The following is a 22,991-nucleotide window of genomic DNA, read 5'->3' as shown; positions in this document are numbered from 1 at the left end:
GCGAAGCGAGTGCAGGCTCGTCAGAGTGTGCCTCTGACGGTGGATGAGTGAACGACCGAACGTAGTGAGAGAGTGAGCGAATCGGTTGGGGAGGCGTGAGGTTCGCGGTCACGGTGCCGTGCGGGTGCAGTATGAGTGTCTCAAGTCTGAAGCTAGCTTCTTCGAATCCGTCCACCGAGACCCACAAGCGAGACTGACAACCTCTCCCGACGCTCCACACTCGCGGGCGATGACCTTTATCCCCGACGCGTCCGTGCTTTCTCTCGGGGGAGATGTGGGTAATGCAACCACGGGGCAGTAGACTGACGGCCGTACTATTGGTAATCGCACTGCTCGGGTCGGGAGTCGCCGGGGCGACGCTCAGTGGCGCGGACGCCGACGCGACGCCCGGAGACACCGACACAGGGGTCACCCCGGCGGAACCGACGCCGAGCGCGAGCGCACAGGACGGGAGCGACGCGGCCCGGACCGCGAGTTGCGCGGCGACCCCGCCCGAGAACGGGTCGGACCCCGACTCCGACGTGAGGGGGTGGGAGAACGGCATCTGGTACGACGAGTCCATCGACGTGGACCAGAGCGACGGGGTCCAGCGGGGCGAGCGCAAGCGAATCGTCTCGCGGACGATGGCCCGCGTCGAGGCGGTGCGGTGCGTCGAATTCGACCAGACCGTTCCCGTGTCGGTCATTAGCCGCGAGGAGTTCCGGCGAGCGCAGGCGAGCCAGAACGTCCCCGAGCGACTTCGGACGTTCGACAACGGGAAGTTCGAGGCCCTGTTGCTCGTCGGCGAGGACAACGACTCCATCGCGGTCCAGACCGAGAACCGCGGGAGCGGCGTCCTCGGGTTCTACAGCCCGCAGACCGACGAAATAGTGGTCATCGCTGAAAGCGCCGAGGAGCTTCGCCTCGACGAGTTGACGCTCGCGCACGAACTGATGCACGCGTGGCAGGACCAGCAGTTCGACCTCGCCGGAAGTCCGTTCGACGCGAAACTGCGCGACCAAGTGAACGCCCGGAACGGTCTCGTCGAGGGCGACGCGAGTTACACCGAAACGCTCTACGAGCGACGGTGTAGCGAGGGGTGGCAGTGTCTCGACGCGCCCGAGCGCGGCCAGCGCGGCGAACTCGCCAACATCGGCGTCTACCTGCTGAAGTTCCAACCGTACAGCGACGGTCCCGCGTTCGTCCGGATGGTCCGGAACGTGGGCGGATGGGACGCCGTGAACGCGATGTACGCGAACCTACCAGCGAGCGCCGAGCAGGTCATCCACCCGCTGAAGTACCGGAGTGACCCGCCGACGAACGTGACGCTGACCGACGCCACGACCGACGCGTGGGAGCGCGTACGAGCGCCCGACCGGCCCGGCTACGCCCGACTCGGTGAGGCCGCGGTGATGATGACGTTCGTCTACCCGTACTACGACAGCGGGAGAGAGACCGAAATCGTCCCGGCCGAAGAGTGGTTCGACTACAACCAGTCGGGCGGTCTCAGTGAGACCGACCCGCTCAACTACGAGTCGAACTACTCGACTGGCTGGGACGGCGACCGACTCCACGTCTACGAGAACGAAGAGGGCGAACTCGGCTACGTCTGGAAACTCGCGTGGGACTCGCCACAGCACGCCCAGCAGTTCATCAGGGGCTACCAGCGCGTCCTCGAATACTGGGGCGGCGAGCAGGTCGGCCCGAATACGTGGCGCATCCCCGACGGCGGGTTCGCCGACGCCTTCCACCTGAAGGTAGACGGCCGGAACGTGACCATCGTGAACGCGCCGACCGTCGAGGGTCTCTCGGAAGTCAATCGGGATATCGGCCCGATTTCGGCGGCGAACCAGTCCGTCGAGACCGTCGCCGACCCCGCCGAGATAGTCGGAAACGAGACGACGAACGCGACGGCAAACGCGACGACGGCCGAAGGAAGCGTCACGGCCGCGGCGTCGTAGGCGCGTTCGCCATCGCCGACCGATTTCGCTGAGACTTCTTTCGCGGTGCGAACCCGAAATTCAAGCCGTCCGAACCCGATCTGTCGGTATGGACGAGACACACGTCGTCACCTGCTTTCTGCGGAATCGCGGCGAGGTCCTTCTCTTGGGCCGCTCCGAAGAGGTCGGCACCTACCCCGGCGAGTGGGGCGGCGTCGCGGGCCACGTCGAAGGTGCCCCGGACGCCGGAAGACAAACTGCGTCCCCCGAGTCCGCGCTCGCCGCGGCCCGCGAAGAAATCGCCGAGGAGACCGGACTGCTCGACGCCTGCACGCTCGCCCGCGAGGGCGTCCCGTTCAGTTTCGAGGACAAGGACCTCGACACCGAGTGGACCGTCCATCCCTACTGCTTCGACTGCGAGCGACGCGACGCCGAGACGAACTGGGAGACCAGCGAGTTCGAGTGGGTCCACCCGACCGAAATCCTCCGGCGCGAGACCGTCCCGAACCTCTGGGCGTCCTACTCGCGGGTCGGACCGACCATTCAGCAGGTCGCCGAGGACGACAGGCACGGGTCAGCGTACCTTTCGGTCCGGGCGCTCGAAGTCCTGCGCGACCGGGCGGGGTCGTTCGCGGCGAACGACCCCGACGCAGACAGGTGGTCCCAACTCGTCGCCATCGCCGAGCGACTGCTCGACGCCCGGCCGAGCATGGCCGCAGTCGGCAACCGAGTGAATCGCGCAATGGCCGAAGCGAGCGACGAGCGGACCGCCGAAGCGGTCGAGCGGGCCGCCCGCGAGGGCATCGAGCGCGCCTTCCGCGCCGACGAGGCGGCCGCCGAGAACGCCGCCGACGAAATTCGCGGCGAGCGCGTCCTGACCCTCTCACGGTCGGGTACCGTGCTGGACGCCCTTCCCGCGGCCGAGCAAGTCTTCATCGCCGAGTCGCGCCCGGCGCGGGAGGGCGTCGGCGTCGCGGAGGCCCTCGCAACTGAAACCGACGTGGCGCTCCACACCGACGCCGCCATCGCTCGCGTGCTGGCGACCGAGGAGGTGGACGCCGTGGTCGTCGGCGCGGACGCGGTACTCCCCAACGGGCGCGTAGTGAACAAGACCGGCACGCGGGGCGCGGCGCTGGCCGCGAACAGGGAAGGCGTCCCGGTCTACGCCGTCGCCGCGAGCGACAAGGTGCGGACCGACGACGAGACGTATCCGGAAGAGGGCGACGCCGAAGACGTGTACGACGGCGACGCCGAAATCAAGGTACTGAATCCGACGTTCGACGCGACGCCCGCGGACGCAATCTCGGGCGTCGTCACGGAGCGCGGCGTGCTGGACGCGGGAGAGATTTCGGAAGTAGCGGACGAACTGCGGGAGTTGTCGGCGTGGCAGGAGTGAGTTCGGAACCGTCGGCGTGGCGCGACTGACCGTCAGTCGTCGTCCGCGGGCGCGCCGACGGCCCGCCTCGCCGAGCTATCGCCGTAGAGCGTCCGAACGGCGAGCAGACCGGCGACGCCGACGAGCGCGACGCAGGTCGGATACTCGACGCTCGGGTCGTCGTCGCCAACCAACCGACTCAGACGAACCGGGTAGTCAGTCGAGAGGCAGGGGTATTGGCATCTTCTCTTCGGACGACGGCTCCGTCAGCGCAGGTTCGGTTGACGGGTGACTGTCGGCGGCTACCGATTAGCTGTCGTCGGTCGTCTCAGCGAGTTCCCTTGTCGTTGTTTCACCCTCGTCCGCGCTCGCTCCGCGGACGACCACCTCTTCGATAGTGTCTTGGTCCCACATGAAGTGGACGAACGGCTGGGTCTCGCCGTTCGGTAACTCGAACTGGGTCGGCACCGGACTCGGCGTCGGACCCTCCGGCGTGGCCTTGATGGGCGGCAGGAACAGGTGGGTGTGGTGCGGGTGGCCGAGGAAGCGCTCGTCCGCCGTGAGCGGAAGTTCCTCGTCGAGCGCCAACCCGTAACTGTCGGCCTTGCGGACGTTCTCGCTGGTCATGAAGTGGATGACGCGCCCCTCGTCAACGAGTTCGTCGTTGACCCGTAGCGCCCCGACGCCCCACAGCGCCGCGTAGTTGAACAGGCGCGGCATGAGCGGCGTGCCCGTGCCGGTGATTCCGTGTAACCACGTTCCGGTCACGACGCCGCCACCCGTCTCCCACGGCGGAAACGGCGGTTTGACGATGTGGTCGAGTATCACCTCGTACTCGTTGCCAGCGGGGTCGTTGAACCGGGCGGTCACCTCGGCGGTGTCGCGCGTATCACCTGATTCGCCCGGCGTGTCCCACGGCTGGCGGTCCCGGTACGTCACGTCGAGTTCGCCCGCGGCCTCCTCGGCGGCGTCGCTGTACCCCGTCAGGATTTCGGTGACGGTGAATGCCGACCCGTCCTCGGTCGTCCGGCGCTGTTCGACCGGAAGCCCCACCTGATACGTCTGTTCTTCTAAGAGTTGCTTTACCGGACCCTCCGCGGTATCGACCCAGTGTCGGCCGGTCCGGCGCGGATTGTCCGGCGTCCCGAAGACGTACTCGCTTATCCGTCGCCTCCCCGGAAGCACCCAGTGGGCGGTCCTCCCGCGTTCCTGAGTGACGCGAACGTCGATTCCCGGCCAGTCAAGGTCGCCGCTCTGCCGGTCGCGGTCGAATCGAATCGGTACGTCGGCGATGCGGTCGGTTCCCAGCGCGCCGACCCCCGCGAGCGCGCCGAGTTGCAGGAACTCTCGTCTGTCGTGTGTCATCGTTCTCCCCCGCGAAACCGACTACGGGGGTGTACATAAGCGCAGTGCGGTCGTGCGCTCGGCATGCGAAAGCGAGAGACGAGCGACTATCTTGCGATGGAGGCGCGCCCCGGCAGCTTTCCCGGTCGAACTGTCCGATACTCGACCCACCAAACACCCTTGAGGAGTTGTACCGAACAAGAGCGTATGGCTCACGGTAGCGACCGAATCGAAGTGTACGAGTGCCGAGAGTGCGGCAATATCTCGCTCGACAGTGTTTCGTCAACCTGCTGTGACGGTCGAGTGGTAGCCGTCGATGGCGACGGAGTGGTCGAGTCGCCGGAACTTCCGGACCTCCTTCGGAACGTCTTCGGTATCTCCGAGACGGGACTACACGTCTGTCTCTGTCTCATGGAGGAGAACGAAGCGACCGCCGCGGAAATCGCCGAGCGACTCGATATCGACCGAAGCACCGTCGGCAGACAACTGAACCACCTGACCGACATCGGCCTGCTGGACAAGCGCCAGCGACTCCTCGAAAGCGGCGGCTACGTGAACGTCTACTCGCCCGTTCCGGTCGAGACGGTTCAGAAGCGGCTCAGGGTCGGTCTCTACGCGTGGGTGAACGACGCTCTCGACTTGGTCGAGAACGTGAACCGGGAGAAGATTCGGGCGATGGCTCGCGGCGACGACGGCGGGAGCGACGACGGAGCCAGTATCTACTGGGAGTAGCGTTGCTCGTGCGGTCGTCGGGTGACGGAGTAATCGATAGTCCGTGGTCGGTTACGTCGGCGAGACACGACTACGGACACGCAAGAGCCAAAAGTCCGACTCGCCTACTTCCGGCAGGCGGCAGTGACGAGGGTTACCCCCACCGAGCCCCTTGTGACGAGGCCTTTTACCCGAGCCGCCTTCTGCGACCCGAAGATTCAACCGCTGAGACGCACAAAACTCACGCATGCAGATACAGCGCCTCGGAATTCACGACTCGGTGAGTGCCGTCTTTCCGCCGGAACGACTCCGCGAGGAACTCTCGGACCTCGACCTCGCGGTCCCGGTTGTCGGCGACGACGAACTGGGCGACTGCGACGCGGTCGTGACCTTCGGGTACTCCGACGCGTTCCTCGACGCCGACCTCCAGTGGATTCACTCGATTCAGGCCGGATACGACCGATTCCCTCTCGACGCCTTCGAGAAGCGAGGCGTCGCGCTGACCAACAGCACGGGCATCCACGACACCAGCGTCGGCGAGTTCGCGGTCGGTCTCATGCTCTCGTTCGCGCGCCGACTTCACACCTACGTCCGCGCGCAGGCCGACCGCGAGTGGAGCCGTCCCGCGTGGGACACCCCGTTCACGCTCGACGGCGAGCGCCTCTGCGTCGTCGGTCTCGGAACGCTCGGGCAGGGCATCGCCGAGCGCGCCGACGCGCTCGGCATGGAGGTCGTCGGCGTCCGGCGCTCGGGCACCCCGACGCCACACACCGAGGAGGTCTACACGCCCGACGAACTTCACGAGGCCGTCGCTGACGCCCGGTTCGTCGCGCTCGCGGTCCCGCTGACCGACGAGACGACGGGACTCGTCGGTGCCGACGAACTGTCAGCGATGCGTGAGGACGCCTACCTACTCAACGTCGCTCGCGGGCCGGTCGTCGCGCAGGAGGAACTGGTCGGCGCGCTCCGCGACGGCGACATCGCGGGCGCGGGTCTCGACGTGTTCGAGGAAGAACCCCTGCCCGAGGAGTCGCCGCTGTGGGACTTCGAGGAGGTGCTGGTGACGCCCCACCACGCCGCGGCCGAGCGCGACTACTACCGGCATATTGCGGGACTGGTGCGGGAGAACGCCGAACGCGCGGCGTCGGGGACGGAGTTGACGAATCGGGTGGTGTAAGCTACGAGTATTGTTCGCCGAGGTATAGAATGTTTTGTTTAATTTGCTCTGTTTTTTGATTGGCTTCGACGAATAGACCGTTTTCTAGCTGCTTCGGTCGCTTCATCTTATCTCCTTGTTGGTCTACTGGTCCGGTGTTGACAAGATAACGTTTCCGACCCATTGGAATAGGAACATCAGTCTCCTCAAGATAGCCTTGTCTAAGCAAAAAGTTAACAAACGCTTGCAGTTGACTCGCTCCACTCTTTTGTTCCTGCAGGATTATATTGCCGTCCTGTTTCACGATTCCTATCTCGCGTTCTACCTCCGCCCAGAACCCATCAGAAGTGTCGGGTTCTGCGTATCCAGCCTCCGCCTCTTCTTTCAACTCAGCGACAAGATTGTCCACGAGCGTCTTCGCCTCGTTTTCGGCCTGTTTAGAAATCGAGTCGCCAACTCGCTCGGCGATAGTTCGCGCGACTTCCTCAGCGATTTCTTCCTTGTTGTCTCGAAGTTCGTCCTTCGCCTGTTCGATTTCGGTGATTCGCTGTGCGATTTGCTCGGCCTCACCCGTTTCGATGGACTGTTTCGAAAGCGCAGAGAGGAGGTTCGACTTCTGAGACAGTTCGTCAATCTTTGCACTACCGAGGCGTTCGACCGTTACCTTCGCATTTTCGACGTGACGCTGGTAGATTTCGTTTTCCCGACCGTTGGTGAGTAGCCCCCAGTCGATGTTCTGGTTGCGCATGTACGACCGTAGTTGCTCGCGGTGGTCGTCCGAGAGCGACGAGTCCGAACTTTTCGCTTCGACGAAGACGACCGGCGTATCCTCCAGCAAGAGCGCGTAATCGACCTTGTAAGTCCGGGTCGCCATCGGAACCGGATACTCTAACTCCACGTCGGTCGCAAAATCCCAGTCGAGAAGCTCTATCAGGTCACGGACAAGTTTGGCCTTCGTGTTGGCCTCGTCCATCTGTGGATTCGCATCGAGGATGTTCCTCACGTACGTAGCGTATTCCTCGATAGCTGCCGTATCCATCTTATTCCGAAGAGGTGTGGATAGTCCCTTAAAGAATCCTGTTATCGTGTTCGAAAAAGAGAGAACAGACCGTCCGCAGTTACGAACAGAACTCCGCCGCCACACTCGTCACGAGAAGAACTTCATCAGGTCGTCGCGCTTGGCTTCGTGGAGGTGGTCTTTGACCGCCTCGTTCAGCGCGTCGATGTTCCCCCGCTTGGCGCTAATCGGCGCGATGGTGTCCTGCCACTGCTTCCACGGCGGGTGGAGTCCGAGTCGGTCGGCGAGTTCGTTCAGGCGCTCGTCCTCGTCGTCCACCTTGTCCATCTTGTTGACCGCGACGACGGTCGGAATGCCAACGTCCCGGAGGAAGTAGAACATTTCCACGTCGTAGGGAATCTCGTCCTCGCCCGAGTGGCGGTCGATGATGTCCACCGCGCTCTTGCCGTCCACGACGAGAATCCCGACCAGAATCTTGTCGGCGTTGTCCTCGACGTAGCGTACGATGTTCGTCTTTATTTGCTCGCGTTGCTCTTCGGGGACGCCGGACATGAAGCCGAACCCCGGCAGGTCCGACAGCACGAAGTCTTCGCTGGCCCAGTCGTAGTGGTTGGGCGAGCGCGTGACGCCGGGCTTGCTCCCCGTGTCGAAGGTGTGGCCGGTGATTTCCCGCATGAGCGTGGACTTGCCGACGTTCGACCGGCCGACGAAGACGACTTCGGCGTCGCGGTTCGGGCGACTCTCGAACATACCGATACGTAGTCGCCACGGGTTTTAACGGTGAGGTTCTGTGAGTCCGAGCAGGCGAGTCCGACTCGGACGAAGAGTCGGCGGACACGACCGCAACCGGCGAGGCGCTAGCTTTAGGCGTGAGCAATTAGACCGCGACCGCACTGCGACGGCGCAGAACCGCGACGGCGCAGAACCGCAACCGCGTTCGCGGCGCATCCCGTGGCCACTTTCAACTCACGATTCCGACGCCCGGTAAACCCCCTCGAAACCCGCCGTTGTCCCCGTCCCGCGACTTATTTACCCCTTCCGTGTCATCTCGAAGCATATGCGGCTCGTGCAGGTTTCAATTCCGGCGGGCAAGCGAGAGTTAGTCGCCAACGTCCTCGAAGAGGAGGGCGTCGATTACATGCTGACTGACGAGACCAGCGGTCGGGAGTACACCGCCATCGCGTACTTCCCGCTCCCGACGGCCGCCGTCCAGCCGATTCTCGACAGGCTACAGGACGCCGGACTCGGCGAGGACCCCCACGCGGTCATCATCGACGCCGAGACCGACACCTCCCGCCAGTATGAGGAACTCGAACAGCGATTCGCCGAGGAGAACGACGACACCTCGACCATCGCCCGCGAGGAGATTCGGACCGAAGCCCGCGAGATGACTCCGGAGTTCCCGACGTTCGTGGCGATGACCGTCATCAGCGCGGTCGTCGCCACCGCCGGAATGCTGTTGGACTCCCCGGCGGTCGTCGTCGGGTCGATGGTCATCGCGCCGCTCATCGGCCCGGCGATGGGTGCGAGCGTCGGGACTGTTCTCGGCGACCGACAGCTGTTCCGTCGGGGGGTCAAGTACCAGTTCCTCGGCGGGTTCGCGGCCATCGCGTCGGCAACCATCTTCGCGGTCCTCGTGCGGTACGGCTTTCTCGTACCACCGGGGACCGACATCCTCGACATCTCGCAGGTCAGCGGCAGGCTAACGCCGGATTTCCTCTCGCTTGCGGTCGCGCTCGGCGCGGGCGCGGCGGGCGTCCTGAGCCTCGCGTCGGGCGTCTCGGTCGCCATCGTCGGCGTCATGATCGCCGCGGCGCTCGTCCCGCCCGCCGCCGCGGTCGGCATCGCCATCGCGTGGCAACAACCGCTCGCGGCGGTCAGTTCGCTGGTTCTCGTCCTCATCAACATCTTCTCGATAAACCTCGCGGGACTGGTCGTCCTCTGGTATCTGGGCTACCGACCGAAAAACTGGTTCGAGCGCAGCGAGACGCGCTCGGCGCTGTTCAAGCGCATCGGCGTCCTCGTGGCCCTGATCGCTCTGCTATCGCTGTTCCTCGGCGGCGTCACCTTCACCAGCATCCAGAACGCGACGTTCCAGAATCAGGCCCAAGAGGAGGTGTCGGGGGTCCTCGGCGAAGAGGGGACTCCCTACGAGGAGGCCCGACTCTTCGGCATGGAGTTCGAGGAGGGCGGCACGCTCCCGTTCGACCAGTCGAAGAGCGTCGTCGTCACCGTCGGGCGTCCGCCCGGCGAGAAGTACCCCGGTCTCGCCGAGCGGTTGGGCCAGCGCATCAACCGCAATACCGACCAGAACGTCGATGTGCAGGTCAGATACGTCGAGTACGACGACGCCGGATAGGTTGGGCGAGCGCGCGAACAGTCGGTGCAGGCACGCGCCGCCCGATAGGTCAAACCGCTGTTTCACTCTTGGAGAGGTTTTTGCCGGGCGGCGGCGTACCGCGAAATGATGTCGAGGAAACTACTTGCAACGGTGGGTGTCGCGCTCCTGTTGGTGACTGCCGGATGCGCTGGCAGTCTCAATCCGACGGAGAGCGCGAACGCACAGACCGAACAGGGAGACAGCGGCAGCGAGACCATCGGCGTCTCGGCGTCCGGGCAGGCCGCGGCCGAACCCGACCAAGCCGTCCTACAGGTCGCCGTCGTCGCCAGCGACGACGACGCCAACGCGGTCCGGGAGCGACTCGCGCAGAACGCGACACAGATGCAGGAGGCGCTCCGAAACGCTGGCGTCGCCGACGACCGAATTCGAACCGTCCAGTACAGCATCGACCAGCGGTACCGCGAGGAGAACGGCGAGCGCCGAGCGGCCGGGTTCGAGGGGGTCCACGCTTTCGAGATTACCCTCTCGAACGTGTCTCGTGCAGGGGGCATCATCGACACCGCGGTCTCGAACGGTGCCGACCGCGTCGATAGCGTCCAGCTCACGCTCTCCGAGGAGCGCAAACAGGAAGTCCGCGCGGATGCGCTCCGCGACGCGATGGACAACGCCCGCGCCGACGCCGACGTTATCGCCGAGAGCGCGAATCTAACCGTTTCGGGCGTTCACACCGCGACGACTAGCGACGTTGGTTTCAGCCCCATCCGGACCGAGTCGCTGACCGCCGATGTCGCGGGCGACGCCGGGACCAGCATCGAGTCCGGTCCCGTCACCGTCACGGCGCAGGTGTCGGTGACGTACAACGCGACAGGATAAGGAATCCACTCCGAGCCACGCAGACGACGCCAGCGACTGCGGCCCGCGGTCGCTTGCCTTGCGGCCTGAATCCTTTTCTTCTGCACTCGCGTGGCTCCCGTGTGCGACTCATCCACGTTCTGGTTCCGGCCGAGCGCCGCGAATCGATTCTCGATGCGCTCGACGAGAAAGACATCGACTACGCCGTCCTCGGAACCGACGGGCGGGCGAGCGAGGAGGTCCTCGTGGAGTTTCCGCTCCCGAGCGACGGCGTCGGCGACGTGATGGACGCGCTCCGGGACGCCGGACTCGAAGAAGAAGACTACACCGTGATGGCGAACGCCGAGACCGCTTCGACGCCGAACATGGAGCGCTTAGAGAACAGATACGCCAACGACTTCGACCCGCTGACTCGGAAAGAACTCCGGTCGAAGGCCCGCGACATGGCCCACGACCGGAACTCCTTCGTCTGGATGATATTCCTGAGCGCCATCATCGCCACCGCGGGGTTGCTTGTCAACTCGCCCGCGGTCGTGGTGGGTTCGATGGTCATCGCGCCGTTCGTCGGACCGGTACTGACCGCGGCCGTCGGCGGCGTGACCGGCGACCGGGAGATGCTCAGGGACAGTATCTGGTTGCAGGCGGTCGGAATCGTCGTCGCCGTCGGCAGCGCGCTGGTGTTCGGCTACCTCCTCAAGACGTTCGCGTTCGTTCCGCCGCTGGAGATCACCGCGCTCGGCCAGATTAGTTCGCGCGTCGCGCCGGGACTGATGACTATCGCGGTCGGTCTCGCCGCCGGGGCGGCGTCGGCGTTCGGACTATCGACGAAGGGACCGACCTCGCTCATCGGCGTCATGATAGCCGCGGCGCTGATTCCGGCCGCCGGGACCGTCGGCATCGCCGTCGTCTGGGGCTACCCCGTAATCGCCGCCGGGTCGCTGTTGCTCTTGCTCATCTCGATACTGGCAATCAACGTCGCCGCGTTCGTCACGCTCGGGTATCTCGGCTACCGCCCCAACGGGTTCGACCGCGGTCTGTTGACCCCCCGCGACTCCACGAGTACCGCGACGTTCGTACTGGGGGTGGTGGCGCTGCTCGTCGTCGTTGCCGGGACCGGGACTGCCACCTACCAGCAAATCACCTACGAGCGAACGGTGAATCAGGAGGTGAGTTCGGTCCTCGACAACTCGGAGTACGCGAATCTCACCTACGTCTCGACCAACACCGAGTACGCGTTCAGCGGGCCGTGGTTCGAGTCCGAGACGGTTACCGTCACCATCAGTCGCACGTCCGATGGCGAGTATCCCGGACTGGCGACTCGCCTTCAGCGACGCCTCAGCACCGCGACCGGTCAGAACCCCTCGGTCCGAGTTCACTTCGTGGACTACGAGGTCGCCAGTTCGTCGCAGTCGTCGCTGGCGAGGCCCACTCAGGAAGCGTAGCGTAATAATTCGAGCCGTGCGCCTATCAGTCTCGGTCCTCGAAGGGCAGTTCCGGTTCGTATCCGGTCGCGTCCACGGCGGCGTCGAGTACGTCGTCAACGTTCTCGCCGTTCTCGACGCTCATGTAGGCGTCGGCCTCCACGTCCGTCGAGAGGTCCGACTTGTTGCAGACTGTCAGCACGTCCACGTCGCCGAATCGCTCGGCGAGGGCGTCCCGGAGTTCGAGTTGCGCGTCGATGGGGTAGCCACAGTAGCCGCTGGCGTCCACAACGAAGACGATGGCGTCCGCGAGGTGCGTGAGGGCCGAAACCGCCTGATTCTCGATGTCGTTGCGCTCGTCCTCGGGGCGGTCGAGCAGGCCGGGCGTGTCCACGATTTGGTACCGGATGTGGTCCTTCTCGAAGTGGCCGACGCGGACGCCCTTGGTCGTGAAGGGGTATTCGGCGATTTCGTTCCGGGCGTTCGTGACCTCGTTGACGAACGATGACTTGCCGACGTTGGGGTAGCCAGCGACCACGACGGTCGGTTCTTCGGGGTCGATTTCGGGGAGTCGCCGGAGGTCTTGGTGGGCGTCGCCGATTCGCAGGAGGTCGTCCTCGACTTCCTCCACGATGTCGGCGAGGCGGGCGAACCCCTGCTTGCGAATCTTGCGGTCGGCGTCGGCGTCGCCCGTGAGTTTGCCCTGATACTCCCGGCCGATGTTGTGGGTCTTGCGACTCGCCCACTGAATCTCCGAGAGACTCTGGCGCAGTTCGTCCACGTCAACGATGGCGTCCGCCAACTCGTAGTAGAACGGATGAACGTCGTCGAAATCGGGCCACTCGGCGGCCACGTTCTGCAAGTTGTCGCTCAGGATGTTAGAAGCGGTCTGGAGCATCGACTGCTGGGCCTCCGACCCGCTCTTGGCCCGACCGGCGCGTGCGGCCCGCGAGAAGGCTTTGTCGATGAGTTCCTCCGACGTAGGTGTCGTCGGCAGGTTCTCGAAAATCATAGAGATATGTAGGGTCTCGCGGGCTTAAAAGGGCGTCCATACGAGCGTGAGCGAAGCGGAGAATACCCAGCCAGAAGCCGAGCGGACGTGCGCCGAGTGGTGACACAGCAACCATCGTTAACTACCCCGGAAACTAACCAAAATAAACGCATGTTTCCCCTCCAAAGACGCCGACGACGCGCTGTTTCAACTCTCGCCGGACTCTCCGGAGCGTTCCTGCTCTACTGGTCGGTCTCGGCGCTCTTCTCGGCGTCGTATACCCCCGACACCGTCCCGGCGGTCGATTCGTTCCTCGGCGGCATCGACTGGATATGGCTCGCGGGACTGGGCGCGTTGCTCGTCCTCGTCGGCCTGAGACGACCCCTGCTTGCGCTCTCGCGGCGCTCGCGGGTCGTCTCGGTCGCGCTCGGCGGGGTCGGTGCGTGCCTCGTCGCCGCGTGGGTCGGGTTCGTCGCGCTCTCGCTCAGTAGCGTCGGCGGAATAGTGTTCTTCTCGCCGGTTCTCGGAGTGGGCGGTCTCCTGCTGTCGGTCGGCGTAATCGGTCGAAAGTCGGCGGACGAAGGACCGGAGTAGCCGGTCAGCCTCGTCTCTCGAATCGGTGGCGGAACCCCCACTCCGACCAGCCACCTTGAAGTACCACTAAGTTTTACCAGCTAGTAATGAGCGACGAAGACGCCTCCCCGCCGACCGAGACGCGGATTCCGTTCCCCATCGAAATGCCCGTCGCGCTCACCGTCGCCGGAAGCGACTCCGGCGGCGGCGCGGGCGTGCAGGCCGACCTGAAAACCATCGAGGCTCACGACGCCTACGGGACGAGCGCCGTGACTGCCGTCACCGCACAGCACACGCGCGGCGTCGAGTCCACGCACGTCCTGCCAACCGAGGAAGTCGCGGCGCAACTCGACGCCGTGACCGGCGACTTCGACGTGCGGGCGGCCAAGACCGGGATGCTCGCCGACGCCGACATCGTGGAACTGGTCGCCGAGCGCGCGGCCGCGGCCGACTTCCCGGTCGTCGTGGACCCAGTGATGGTCGCGGCGTCGGGCGACCGACTGCTCGACTCTGCGGCCGAGGATGCCTACGCCGACCTCGTGAGCGAGGCCGCGCTCGTGACGCCCAACGCAGACGAGGCCGCCGTACTGACCGACGTGGAAGTCGCAGGCCGGGAGTCCGCCATCGAGGCGGGCGAGCGCCTGCGCTCGATGGGTGCCGACGCCGCCGTCGTGAAAGGCGGGCACGTCCCCGGCGAAACCGTGCGCGACGTGCTGGTGACGCCAGACGGGGTCCGGACCTTCGAGCATCCCCGTATCGATACCGAGGCGACCCACGGGTCGGGATGCACGCTCTCGGCCGCCATCGCGGCCCGACTCGCGGGCGGCGAGTCGCTCACGGAGGCTGTCGAGGCGAGCGCGGCGTTTCTGGAGCGCGCGGTCAGGTACCACCTCGACGTGGGCGAGGGACCGGGCGCGGTGCATCACGCCGTCGGGATGCGAAATCGCGCGGCGCGCGAGCGGACCGCCGAGGAAGTCCGCGAAGTCGTCCGGAAATTCGCCGAGGCGGACCCGTCCGCGCTCGTTCCCGAGGTTGGAATGAACGTCGTCGGCGCGACGCCCTACGCCGAGGCAGTCGGGGAAACGGCGGCGGTGGAGGGCCGAATCACCCGGACGTTCTCGGGCGTGAAACCCAACCGCGGCGTGCGCTTCGGCGCGTCGAGTCACGTCGCGCGTTTCCTGCTGGCCTGCCGGGAGTTCGACCCCGACCTGCGTTTCGCCGCGAACTGCCGGTTCGACGCCGACGTGGAGACCGCGCTCGACTCGCTGGACTGGGACGTCGCGGCGTACGACCGGGGTTCGGAACCGAGCGAGGTGAAAACACGCGAGGGGAGTACGATGCAGTGGGGCGCGCGGCAGGCGTTCGAGTCGGCGGGGCGGACGCCGGTCGCGGTGGTCGATAGGGGCGAAGTCGGAAAAGAGGCGATTACGAAGGTCCTCGCGCCCGACTCGGAGACGCTGGCCGAGCGCGTGCTGGCGCTGTCAGAGGCCCTGTAGCAGTCGGTTAGCGTTCCGGCGAAGAAACTACCTGTCGGAGTCATCTCCTGAAGCTTTTAATAGCTGTAAGCGCGTACTATCACCCAGTGAACGTGTATGAGTGAGAGTGCTACTGAAGTGTGGTCTCAAATTAAGGATAAATATTGGGACCGCGAGTGGGACGTAGATGAGATGTTGGCGGACGACGAGTCCTCTCACGAGCAGTCGGTACCGACCGCCGACGATTAACCGGTGAATGCGAATTCTCGACTCTAATCTCTGGGTGTTCGCATTTACCGGAACGAACCGCCGTGCCGCGAATTTCGTCGAGGACGCGATCTCCTGCGAGACGGAAATCGTTCTCGACGCCTACGTCGTCAACGAAGTTTTAGAGGCATTCGAACGTTCGACACTGCTTCAAGGACCAGAAACAAGCGAGGCAATGAGTCACTTTCTCAAACTGGTACGGGCAACCTCCTGCATCATACAGGATTTCAGTGAAGCGGAGCGCTACGAATACGACCTCGAACTCGAACGACAGCAGGAGTACAACAAGCTTCTCGGGCAGATTCTCGATATTCAAGCGAAAGACGCACCTATTCTCCTTCTCGCCTCGAAATACTACAACGAGAGTCCGACCGTGTATACGAACGACAAAGACTTTGCGGACCTCACTCCGGGGGAGTATGGACTGCCAAATATCGAACTCGAATACGTCCCGGACAGTGACGAAGAAGTTTCCGTTCCGGAGTTGTAAGGCATCAAGGTTCACGGGAGCGTCGGGTCGTCTATCCAGTTGCCCCAACGCAGGTGTTGTCTACCCAGTCCTCGTAGGTCTTCGACCGTACCTTCCTTCCGGGTCCGGTCCGAAGTCCGAGTATGACCACTTCGGACGACGCCACCGACCTCACTTCGCTCGTCGCCGACCTGCACGACCACCTCGAAGCGACCGCGGAGTTGCCCGTCGAGACCCGCGCGAGCCAGTGGCTCGGTGAGACCCAAGCGGTCTGCGAGGACGCGCTCGGGCCGGACGTTCCGGAGACCGTAATCGAGAAGCGCGTCGAACAGGTCCGGATGCTCCTCTCGAACGTCGAGACGACGGGAAGCGACGCCGCCGACGACCACGTCGTCGCGGCGCGCGAACTGGTCGATGAAATCGAGTCTCGCCTCTAGGCCTGTTGCACTATTTGGGGCAGGATTCGGCGAGGCAGTTGTCCATGCACTCTTCGTCGGTGTCGCTCGGGTCGAGTTTTGCTAGTGCTATCGCATCGGGACGAAGATACCGAACGTCGTACGCTCGACGGCGAAGAGAATCCGGATTCGAAGGGGAAAGTCCGAAGAATGACCACCCCCTAGAGCGAGACATGGCGAAACAGATTACCGTCGAAGGCATGAGCTGTGGCGGCTGTGAGGAGACCGTCGAGAACGCACTGCGCGACGTACCGGGTGTGGAAGACGCCGACGCGGACAACGAGTCCGACAGCGTGACCGTCAAGGGCGAGGCCAGCGACGACGACCTCGTGGCGGCCGTCAAGGACGCTGGCTACACGGCGAAGGCCTGAGTTCGGCGTCGGTCCGTCGTCGTTCCCGCGTGCGTCTGTGTCCGCACAAAACTGTGCGGACGCAGTGTATGGGAAAGACATGGCGTCTTCGATAGCTTGGGACGATTTTCGAGGGGAGTAGCCGATCACGGTTTCCGAATGCGTTGGGAGAGTAGTCGTGTTTCCCAAATCTTTATACGCGGTCCGAGAACAATGTTTATTCGTCGGTAGACGACGACTAGACTTCGGTCGTCTGCGAAGCGAGCGAACACCGAGTACCGAAAAAAGTGGAAATCGGTCGAAGGTCTAGTCCACTAATTCCAACACGATTCCGGCCACGAACAGCGGCCAACCCAAGGGCATCTCAGTGCCGATGAGGGTGCAACCGCCAACGATGAACGCGACCGGAAGTTCGTTTCCTTCCCGTTTCATTTCTCTTTAGGCAGTCGTTTGCTCCGCACGGAACGATGCCTAGCGTCCCGTGCTATCGAAATTCAGTGAAGCACCCCGTATAGTCGTCACCTATTTTCCCAATCAGTTATACGGTAGGATATTTCCGACGCCCTACCGCCGAACCCGCACCGTTTTAGTCGCCGACGCCCCTCCGAATCGACTATGACTCTACTCGCGCGGACCCTCCGGGGAGGTGGCCGACATGGCGCAACCTGACGGCGATGTCGGGGGCATCGTCGGCGAGTTCTTCTCGCTGAAGGACGAGACTGACGCCGACTATCTGGTGATGCAGGTCGGGGACTTCTACGAGTTCTTCGGCGACGACGCCGAGGAGGTCTCGGACCTCCTCGATTTGAAGGTCTCCCAGAAGTCCTCGCACGGTTCGAACTACCCGATGGCTGGCGTCCCGGTGGACAAACTCACGCCACACCTCAAGCAGTTGGTCGAGCGCGGCTTCCGCGTCGCGGTGGCCGACCAACACGAGACGCCCGACGGCCACGCCCGCGAGATAACGCGAGTCGTGACCCCTGGCACCCTGCTGGAGACGACCGACGCCGACGCCCAGTACCTCGCCGGAGTCGTCCGGGCCGAGGACGACCGCTACGGACTCGCCTTCGCCGACGTGACCACGGGCCGGTTCATGGTCACGGCGGTCGATGGGCCGGACGCCGACGCCGCCAGCGACCGCGCGTTCACCGAACTGTACCGGTTCGACCCCGCCGAAATCCTGCCCGGCCCGGAGGTCCGCAACGACGACGCCGTCCTGAAGCGAGTCCGCGAGCGCACCGACGCGACGCTCACGCTCCACCGCGCCGAGGCCTTCGCCCCCGGCCGGGCGACCCACGAGACGAAAGCGCAGTTCGGCGAAGAGACGCTGGTGAGCATCGGTCTCGACGGCGGGGCGAGCGGGAGTCGTGGCGGCGACGCGCCCCAGATTCAGGCCGCGGGCGCACTACTCTCGTACGTCGAGGAGACCGGCACGGGCGTCAAATCCTCGATGACGCGCCTCCAAAACTACGAGGGCGACGACCACGTCTCGCTCGACGCGACGACCCAGCGCAACCTCGAACTCACCGAGACGATGCAGGGCGACCGCGACGGCTCGCTGTTCGCCACCATCGACCACACCGCGACGAGTCCGGGCAAGCGCCTCCTGAAAGAGTGGGTCCAGCGCCCCCGCCAAGACCTGCCGACGCTCCGGCAACGCGCCGACGGCGTGGCGGCGTTTGCGAACTCCGCGCTCGCCCGCGAGACCGTGCGCGAGACCGTGGATGGGGCCTACGACCTCGAACGACTGGCGAGCAAGGCGGCCCACGGGAGCGCGGACGCCCGCGACCTCCTGCGGGTCCGGGAGACACTGGCGCTCCTGCCGGAAGTCGCCGACGCCGTGGCGAGCGACCCGACGCTGGCCGACTCGCCGCTGGCGGACATCGTCGCCCGGCCCGACCGGGAGGCGGCCGCCGCGCTCCGCGAGGAACTGGCCGCCATCGTGGAGGACCCGCCCAGCACCGTCACCGAGGGCGGCCTGTTCCGGCGAGGCCACGACGACGAACTGGACGACCTCATCGAGCGCCACAAGGAGGCCGAGGAGTGGATAGCGACGCTGGACGACCGCGAGAAGCGCGAGACCGGCATTACGCACCTCACCGTGGACCGTAACAAAACGGACGGCTACTACATTCAGGTCGGCAACTCCGAGACCGGGAAGGTGCCCGACCGCTACGACCGCCTCAAGAGTCTGAAGAACTCCGAGCGGTACACCACCGACGAACTGAACGAGCGCGAGCGCCGAATATTCCGCCTCGAAGAGCGCCGCGGGGAGTTGGAGTACGACCTCTTCACCGACCTGCGCGAGCGAGTGGCCGCGCGGGCCGACCTCCTGCAGACCGTGGGCCGAACCCTCGCAGAACTCGACGCGCTGGCCAGTCTCGCGGTCCACGCCGTCGAGAACGACTGGGTGCGCCCCGACCTGCGCGAGTCGGGCGACCTCGACATCGAGGCGGGCCGCCACCCCGTCGTGGAGCAGACGACCGAGTTCGTGCCCAACGACCTCCGGATGAATGGGGCGCGGCGATTCCTCGTTGTCACGGGACCGAACATGTCGGGGAAATCGACGTACATGCGACAGGTCGCGCTGATAACCCTGCTCGCGCAAATCGGGAGCTTCGTCCCCGCATCGTCGGCCGATATCGGCGTCGTGGACGGTATCTACACCCGCGTCGGCGCGCTGGACGAACTCGCACAGGGGCGCTCGACGTTCATGGTTGAGATGCAGGAGTTGAGCAACATCCTCCACTCCGCGAGCGAGGACTCGCTGGTCATTCTGGACGAGGTGGGCCGCGGTACCGCGACCTACGACGGCATCTCCATCGCGTGGGCGGCGACGGAGTACATCACCAATCAGGTCGAGTCGAAGACACTCTTTGCGACTCACTACCACGAACTGACCGCGCTCGGCGATAGCCTTCCGACCGTCGAGAACGTCCACGTCGCCGTGGACGAGGAATCGCCGTCCTCGGGCGACGGCGGTTCGCCGGAGCCGACCGCCGGGAGCGACGTGACCTTCCTCCGGACCATCGAGGAGGGACCGACCGACCGCTCGTACGGGATTCACGTCGCGGGGTTGGCTGGGGTTCCCGACCCGGTCGTCGAACGCTCGCGCGAGGTGCTGGACCGACTGCGAGACGACGAGGCCATCGAGGTGCGCGGGAGCGACACCGGAGACGGCACGACGCAGGCAGTCTTCGACTTGGAGTCCGGACAGTTCGAGACCGCAGATGCGAGTAGTTCGAGCGAGGGCGAATCGTCGTCAGCGACGGACGAACCGTCGTCAGCGACGGACAAATCGTCCTCGGCGGCGGACGAACCATCGCTGACTCCCGAGCAGGAAGCGGTGTTGTCGGAGGTCCTCGACACGACGGTCAACGACCTCACGCCGGTCGAGGCGCTGTCGAAGATTCAGGAGTGGAAGTCGGAGCTGAAGGACGCGGAGTAGGTGACGGCGGGTTTATGTTTTCCAGAGCGTAATACTCTTAGTTCCGACATACCCGTCTGTTTATGTAGAATGCCTCCGGGAACTGATACACGAGATTGGACAGCGGGGCGACTGCGGCGTCGCGCGCCAGCGACCGCGCGGTCGCTGGGTGTACTTTTACTCGGCGTCCTGCTGCTCTGTGGTGGCTTCGCTGGGACCACCGCCGGGACCGGGGTCGCGTCCGCACCGCCCGCGGACACCTGCGTGTCGGTCGCCACCTTCGACGCCGACGGGAACGACCACGAGACGACGGTGGCGTTCGAGCGAATCGACGGCGACCTCACAAAGGTCGCCGAGACCGACGAGGATAGCGGTCCCGCCGGGTGCATGAACGAAGACCAAGATAACTCCTACATCTTCGAACTGCCAGCGGGCGAGTACCACGCCCACGTCATCAACAACGGCAACGAGCGCCGCTGGGGTCTCTACAGGGTGACCATCCCGGACACCGACGAGGAGACGCTGGTGTTCGAGCGCGGTGCCGTCTACCACACCGACGCGGACGTGTCCTCGCCGCGCGACTCCCGGCGCTTCGAACCGGGCGAGGACGCGGAGTTCGAGGCACGACTGTACAACGACAACCCCTCGGGGTGGAACTCCGGGACGAGCGACCCCGTCGAGGTAGAGCGCGTCACCCCCAAGGTGTACGTCTACCCCAACGGCGCGTCCAGACCCGACAGGCCGACCAAGCGCCTCTCCGCCGAGAGCGTCTCCGGCGGTCGCCACGAGTCGATACGCGATTCGATTCCGATTCCCGACGAGACCGGAACGTACCGAGTAGCCGCCCAACTCGTCACGGAGTTCGAGGGGTACGGACGGGACTACACGACCGACTACGTTGACCTCGGGACGATTGAGGTCGCCTCGTTCGAGCCGCCCCGAATCGAGAGTCGGTCGCCCGGCTCGGGCGGACCGAGCATCGGTCCCGAGGACGAAACGACCTTCTCGGTCGATGTCACCGACCCGGACAGCACGCCGTCGGTGACGTGGTACGTTGACGGCCAGCGAGCGGGAAGCGGCCAGCAGTATCGCTTCGCCGCCGAGCGATTCGGCGACGGCGACCACCGAGTCCGAGCGGTCGCCAGCGACGATACGGATTCGACCGACGACGCCGTCGCCGAGTGGACCGTCGATGTGGCCGAGGCCCCGGAGCTAACCGACGTGCGGCCGGGAAGCACCGAGACGATTCCCGGACGCACCGTGGAACTTGCCGCCAGCGGCGACTCGTCGGACCTCTCCTACGAGTGGACGATAGACGGCGAGTCCGTCTCCGGGCCGGACGTGGAGACGACGTTCGAATCGACCGGCGAGAAGCAGGTTCGCGTCGTCGCCGAGAACCGCCGGGGCATCTCGACCGAGCGGTCGTTCACCATCGACGTGAAACCCCGGCCGCCGTCGGTCGGGGAGGTGACGGTCTCTCCGTCGTCGCTGACGGCCGGTGAGGAAATCAACCTCTCGGCGAGCGCGACCGACACGACCGACCGAGACGTGGACCTCTCCTACGAGTGGACGGTCGGCGACGAGACCTACGACGGCGAGACCGTCTCGACCACCTTGCGGACGGTCGGGTCGCGGGACATCGACCTGACCGTGACGAATCAGTTCGGAGCGTCGATAACGCGAACGCGGACGGTCGAAGTGGAAAACGACGACCCGGAACTCGAACGGGTCTCCCCCGAGGAGTTCCCCACGCCGAAATCCGGGGTGGAACAGCGATTCGTCGCGTCGGTGACCGACGCCGACGCGTCGCCGGAGACGGTGAAATGGTCGGTGGACGGGGAGGTCGTAGCCGAGCGAAAGGCGTCGTCGGGAAGCCAGCGGGTGACGTTCTCACATGCCTTCTCGTCGCCCGGCGACCACACCGTCGAAGCGACCGTCGAGGACGGCCACGGGGGACAGGAGACGATTTCGTGGGAGGTCCGTGCGGCCAACCGAGCGCCGGAACTGAGCGTCGAATCGCCCGACTCCTCGTCGCTGTCGCTCCTGTCAGGGAGTTCGAAAGCGTTCGAAGTCGCCGCCTCGGACCCGGAGGGCGACGCCGTGAGTTACCGGTGGTATTTCGACGGCGAGGAGGTGGCGACCGGCGAGCGGTTGAACCGCACGTTCGTCGGTTCAGGGACTCGAAACGTCACCGTCGTCGCCGAGGACGCTAACGGCGGGACCGACCGCGAGAGTTGGTCGGTCGCGGTTCGGAACTTCAGGAAGCGTCCGGAGGTCGAGTCCGCGGCGACGATTCAGCGACTGGACCGGAACGGTTCACAGGAGTTCATCACCCTCTCGCTTCGGAATCCCGACGTGAACTCGCGGACCGCGCACGTCGAACTGGCGCTCTCGCCGCCCAACGGTATCGAGGTCAACGGCGGCCGGAACGTCGAGGAGGGGAGCATGGCCGAGTACGTCAACGAGGCCGTGGTCCGGCCGGGCGAGTCGGCCAGTCTTTCGGTCGGCGTCGCAATCGGCGACGACTCGCTCTGGGGCCAGCGAATCGAGATTCCGTATCAAGTCGTCTACTATCCGGAGGGAAGCCGAGACAGTTACCGGGTCGTCGAGAACGCGACAAAGGAAATCTTCGTCGGCGACGAGGCGGCGCTCGCCGCGGCCAACGAGTCGGACGCCGAATCCGACTCGCAGGGCGCGACGGGGATCGACGGGAGCGTCCCCGGTTTCACCCCGGCGCTCACGCTTCTCGCGCTCGGTCTCGGAGTGCTCCGGGCGCGACGCTGAGGACGCGACGAGTCGCCGAACGACCTCGTTGACCGTCTTGCCGGGGCGACCGCTCGCCGTCTG

General features: G+C 64.9%; 21 protein-coding genes. 15 read left to right on the top strand and 6 right to left on the bottom strand.

Annotated features, from left to right (window positions below):
* Nucleotides 1–281: 281 nt before the first annotated feature.
* Nucleotides 282–1,940, top strand: a complete 1,659-nt coding sequence (locus EP007_RS08790; protein ID WP_208023476.1) for an Hvo_1808 family surface protein — start codon at nucleotides 282–284, stop codon at nucleotides 1,938–1,940.
* 88 nt (nucleotides 1,941–2,028) lie between these two features.
* A complete protein-coding gene (locus tag EP007_RS08785; RefSeq protein WP_128477297.1) occupies nucleotides 2,029–3,315 on the top strand; it encodes an NUDIX domain-containing protein in 1,287 nt (428 codons plus the stop codon).
* A gap of 32 nt (nucleotides 3,316–3,347) precedes the next feature.
* Here EP007_RS08785 and EP007_RS17425 read toward each other — a convergent pair whose 3' ends face one another.
* Complete coding sequence (locus tag EP007_RS17425; RefSeq protein WP_166035509.1) at nucleotides 3,348–3,488, bottom strand: hypothetical protein; 141 nt, start codon at nucleotides 3,486–3,488, stop codon at nucleotides 3,348–3,350.
* Nucleotides 3,489–3,603: 115 nt separating this feature from the next.
* Entirely contained in the window at nucleotides 3,604–4,659 is a 1,056-nt protein-coding gene (locus EP007_RS08780) for a hypothetical protein (protein ID WP_128477296.1), read from the bottom strand.
* Nucleotides 4,660–4,845: 186 nt separating this feature from the next.
* Between EP007_RS08780 and EP007_RS08775 the strand changes: the two genes are divergently transcribed.
* Both EP007_RS08775 and ddh read left to right on the top strand, forming a co-directional pair.
* Nucleotides 4,846–5,370 (top strand): helix-turn-helix domain-containing protein, encoded by a 525-nt coding sequence (locus EP007_RS08775; RefSeq protein ID WP_166035507.1) that lies wholly within the window; start codon nucleotides 4,846–4,848, stop codon nucleotides 5,368–5,370.
* 226 nt (nucleotides 5,371–5,596) lie between these two features.
* Nucleotides 5,597–6,526, top strand: coding sequence for a D-2-hydroxyacid dehydrogenase (gene ddh / locus EP007_RS08770; protein ID WP_128477294.1), 930 nt, complete (start codon nucleotides 5,597–5,599; stop codon nucleotides 6,524–6,526).
* A gap of 1 nt (nucleotide 6,527) precedes the next feature.
* Here the strand turns inward: ddh and EP007_RS08765 are convergent, their stop codons facing one another.
* Both EP007_RS08765 and engB read right to left on the bottom strand, forming a co-directional pair.
* Nucleotides 6,528–7,478, bottom strand: coding sequence for a type I restriction enzyme HsdR N-terminal domain-containing protein (locus tag EP007_RS08765; protein ID WP_166035505.1), 951 nt, complete (start codon nucleotides 7,476–7,478; stop codon nucleotides 6,528–6,530).
* 174 nt (nucleotides 7,479–7,652) lie between these two features.
* Complete coding sequence (gene engB, locus EP007_RS08760) at nucleotides 7,653–8,273, bottom strand: GTP-binding protein EngB (RefSeq protein WP_128477292.1); 621 nt, start codon at nucleotides 8,271–8,273, stop codon at nucleotides 7,653–7,655.
* Nucleotides 8,274–8,580: 307 nt separating this feature from the next.
* Here engB and EP007_RS08755 point away from each other — a divergent pair, with 307 nt between their 5' ends.
* The 3 genes from EP007_RS08755 to EP007_RS08745 all read left to right on the top strand — a co-directional run bounded on the left by EP007_RS08755 (nucleotide 8,581) and on the right by EP007_RS08745 (nucleotide 12,158).
* Complete coding sequence (locus tag EP007_RS08755; protein WP_128477291.1) at nucleotides 8,581–9,882, top strand: TIGR00341 family protein; 1,302 nt, start codon at nucleotides 8,581–8,583, stop codon at nucleotides 9,880–9,882.
* A 108-nt stretch (nucleotides 9,883–9,990) separates the two neighbouring features.
* Complete coding sequence (locus tag EP007_RS08750) at nucleotides 9,991–10,737, top strand: SIMPL domain-containing protein (protein ID WP_166035503.1); 747 nt, start codon at nucleotides 9,991–9,993, stop codon at nucleotides 10,735–10,737.
* Nucleotides 10,738–10,838: 101 nt separating this feature from the next.
* A complete protein-coding gene (locus EP007_RS08745; protein WP_128477289.1) occupies nucleotides 10,839–12,158 on the top strand; it encodes a TIGR00341 family protein in 1,320 nt (439 codons plus the stop codon).
* A 25-nt stretch (nucleotides 12,159–12,183) separates the two neighbouring features.
* Here EP007_RS08745 and EP007_RS08740 read toward each other — a convergent pair whose 3' ends face one another.
* On the bottom strand, nucleotides 12,184–13,149 hold the full coding sequence (locus EP007_RS08740; protein WP_128477288.1) for an NOG1 family protein: 966 nt from the start codon (nucleotides 13,147–13,149) through the stop codon (nucleotides 12,184–12,186).
* Nucleotides 13,150–13,299: 150 nt separating this feature from the next.
* On the opposite strand from EP007_RS08740, the gene EP007_RS08735 reads away from it, so the two are divergent.
* The 6 genes from EP007_RS08735 (at nucleotide 13,300) to EP007_RS08715 (ending at nucleotide 16,738) form a co-directional block, all read left to right on the top strand.
* Entirely contained in the window at nucleotides 13,300–13,722 is a 423-nt protein-coding gene (locus EP007_RS08735) for a hypothetical protein (RefSeq protein WP_128477287.1), read from the top strand.
* An 86-nt stretch (nucleotides 13,723–13,808) separates the two neighbouring features.
* Complete coding sequence (gene thiD, locus EP007_RS08730; RefSeq protein ID WP_166035501.1) at nucleotides 13,809–15,197, top strand: bifunctional hydroxymethylpyrimidine kinase/phosphomethylpyrimidine kinase; 1,389 nt, start codon at nucleotides 13,809–13,811, stop codon at nucleotides 15,195–15,197.
* Nucleotides 15,198–15,293: 96 nt separating this feature from the next.
* Nucleotides 15,294–15,425 carry a hypothetical protein gene (locus EP007_RS18180; RefSeq protein WP_281062921.1) on the top strand — a complete coding sequence of 44 codons (132 nt, stop codon included), beginning with the start codon at nucleotides 15,294–15,296 and terminating at the stop codon, nucleotides 15,423–15,425.
* Between the two features lie 7 nt (nucleotides 15,426–15,432).
* Complete coding sequence (locus EP007_RS08725; protein ID WP_128477286.1) at nucleotides 15,433–15,933, top strand: hypothetical protein; 501 nt, start codon at nucleotides 15,433–15,435, stop codon at nucleotides 15,931–15,933.
* 122 nt (nucleotides 15,934–16,055) lie between these two features.
* Complete coding sequence (locus EP007_RS08720; RefSeq protein WP_128477285.1) at nucleotides 16,056–16,349, top strand: hypothetical protein; 294 nt, start codon at nucleotides 16,056–16,058, stop codon at nucleotides 16,347–16,349.
* A 191-nt stretch (nucleotides 16,350–16,540) separates the two neighbouring features.
* Entirely contained in the window at nucleotides 16,541–16,738 is a 198-nt protein-coding gene (locus EP007_RS08715; protein WP_128477284.1) for a heavy-metal-associated domain-containing protein, read from the top strand.
* Nucleotides 16,739–17,023: 285 nt separating this feature from the next.
* Here the strand turns inward: EP007_RS08715 and EP007_RS18175 are convergent, their stop codons facing one another.
* Nucleotides 17,024–17,149 carry a hypothetical protein gene (locus tag EP007_RS18175; protein ID WP_281062920.1) on the bottom strand — a complete coding sequence of 42 codons (126 nt, stop codon included), beginning with the start codon at nucleotides 17,147–17,149 and terminating at the stop codon, nucleotides 17,024–17,026.
* 223 nt (nucleotides 17,150–17,372) lie between these two features.
* Here EP007_RS18175 and mutS point away from each other — a divergent pair, with 223 nt between their 5' ends.
* The gene (mutS, locus tag EP007_RS08710; RefSeq protein ID WP_128477283.1) at nucleotides 17,373–20,165 is read left to right on the top strand and encodes a DNA mismatch repair protein MutS; all 2,793 of its coding nucleotides are present in this window, start codon (nucleotides 17,373–17,375) and stop codon (nucleotides 20,163–20,165) included.
* A 69-nt stretch (nucleotides 20,166–20,234) separates the two neighbouring features.
* Nucleotides 20,235–22,928: a PKD domain-containing protein gene (locus EP007_RS08705; protein ID WP_128477282.1), complete on the top strand. Its 2,694-nt coding sequence runs from the start codon at nucleotides 20,235–20,237 to the stop codon at nucleotides 22,926–22,928.
* Nucleotides 22,929–22,991 lie beyond the last annotated feature (63 nt).

It is taken from the genome of Halorussus pelagicus (assembly GCF_004087835.1).
Lineage (GTDB): Archaea > Halobacteriota > Halobacteria > Halobacteriales > Haladaptataceae > Halorussus > Halorussus pelagicus.
The sequence above is the reverse complement of the archived record's forward strand: the minus strand, read 5'-3'. Positions and strand labels throughout refer to the sequence as shown.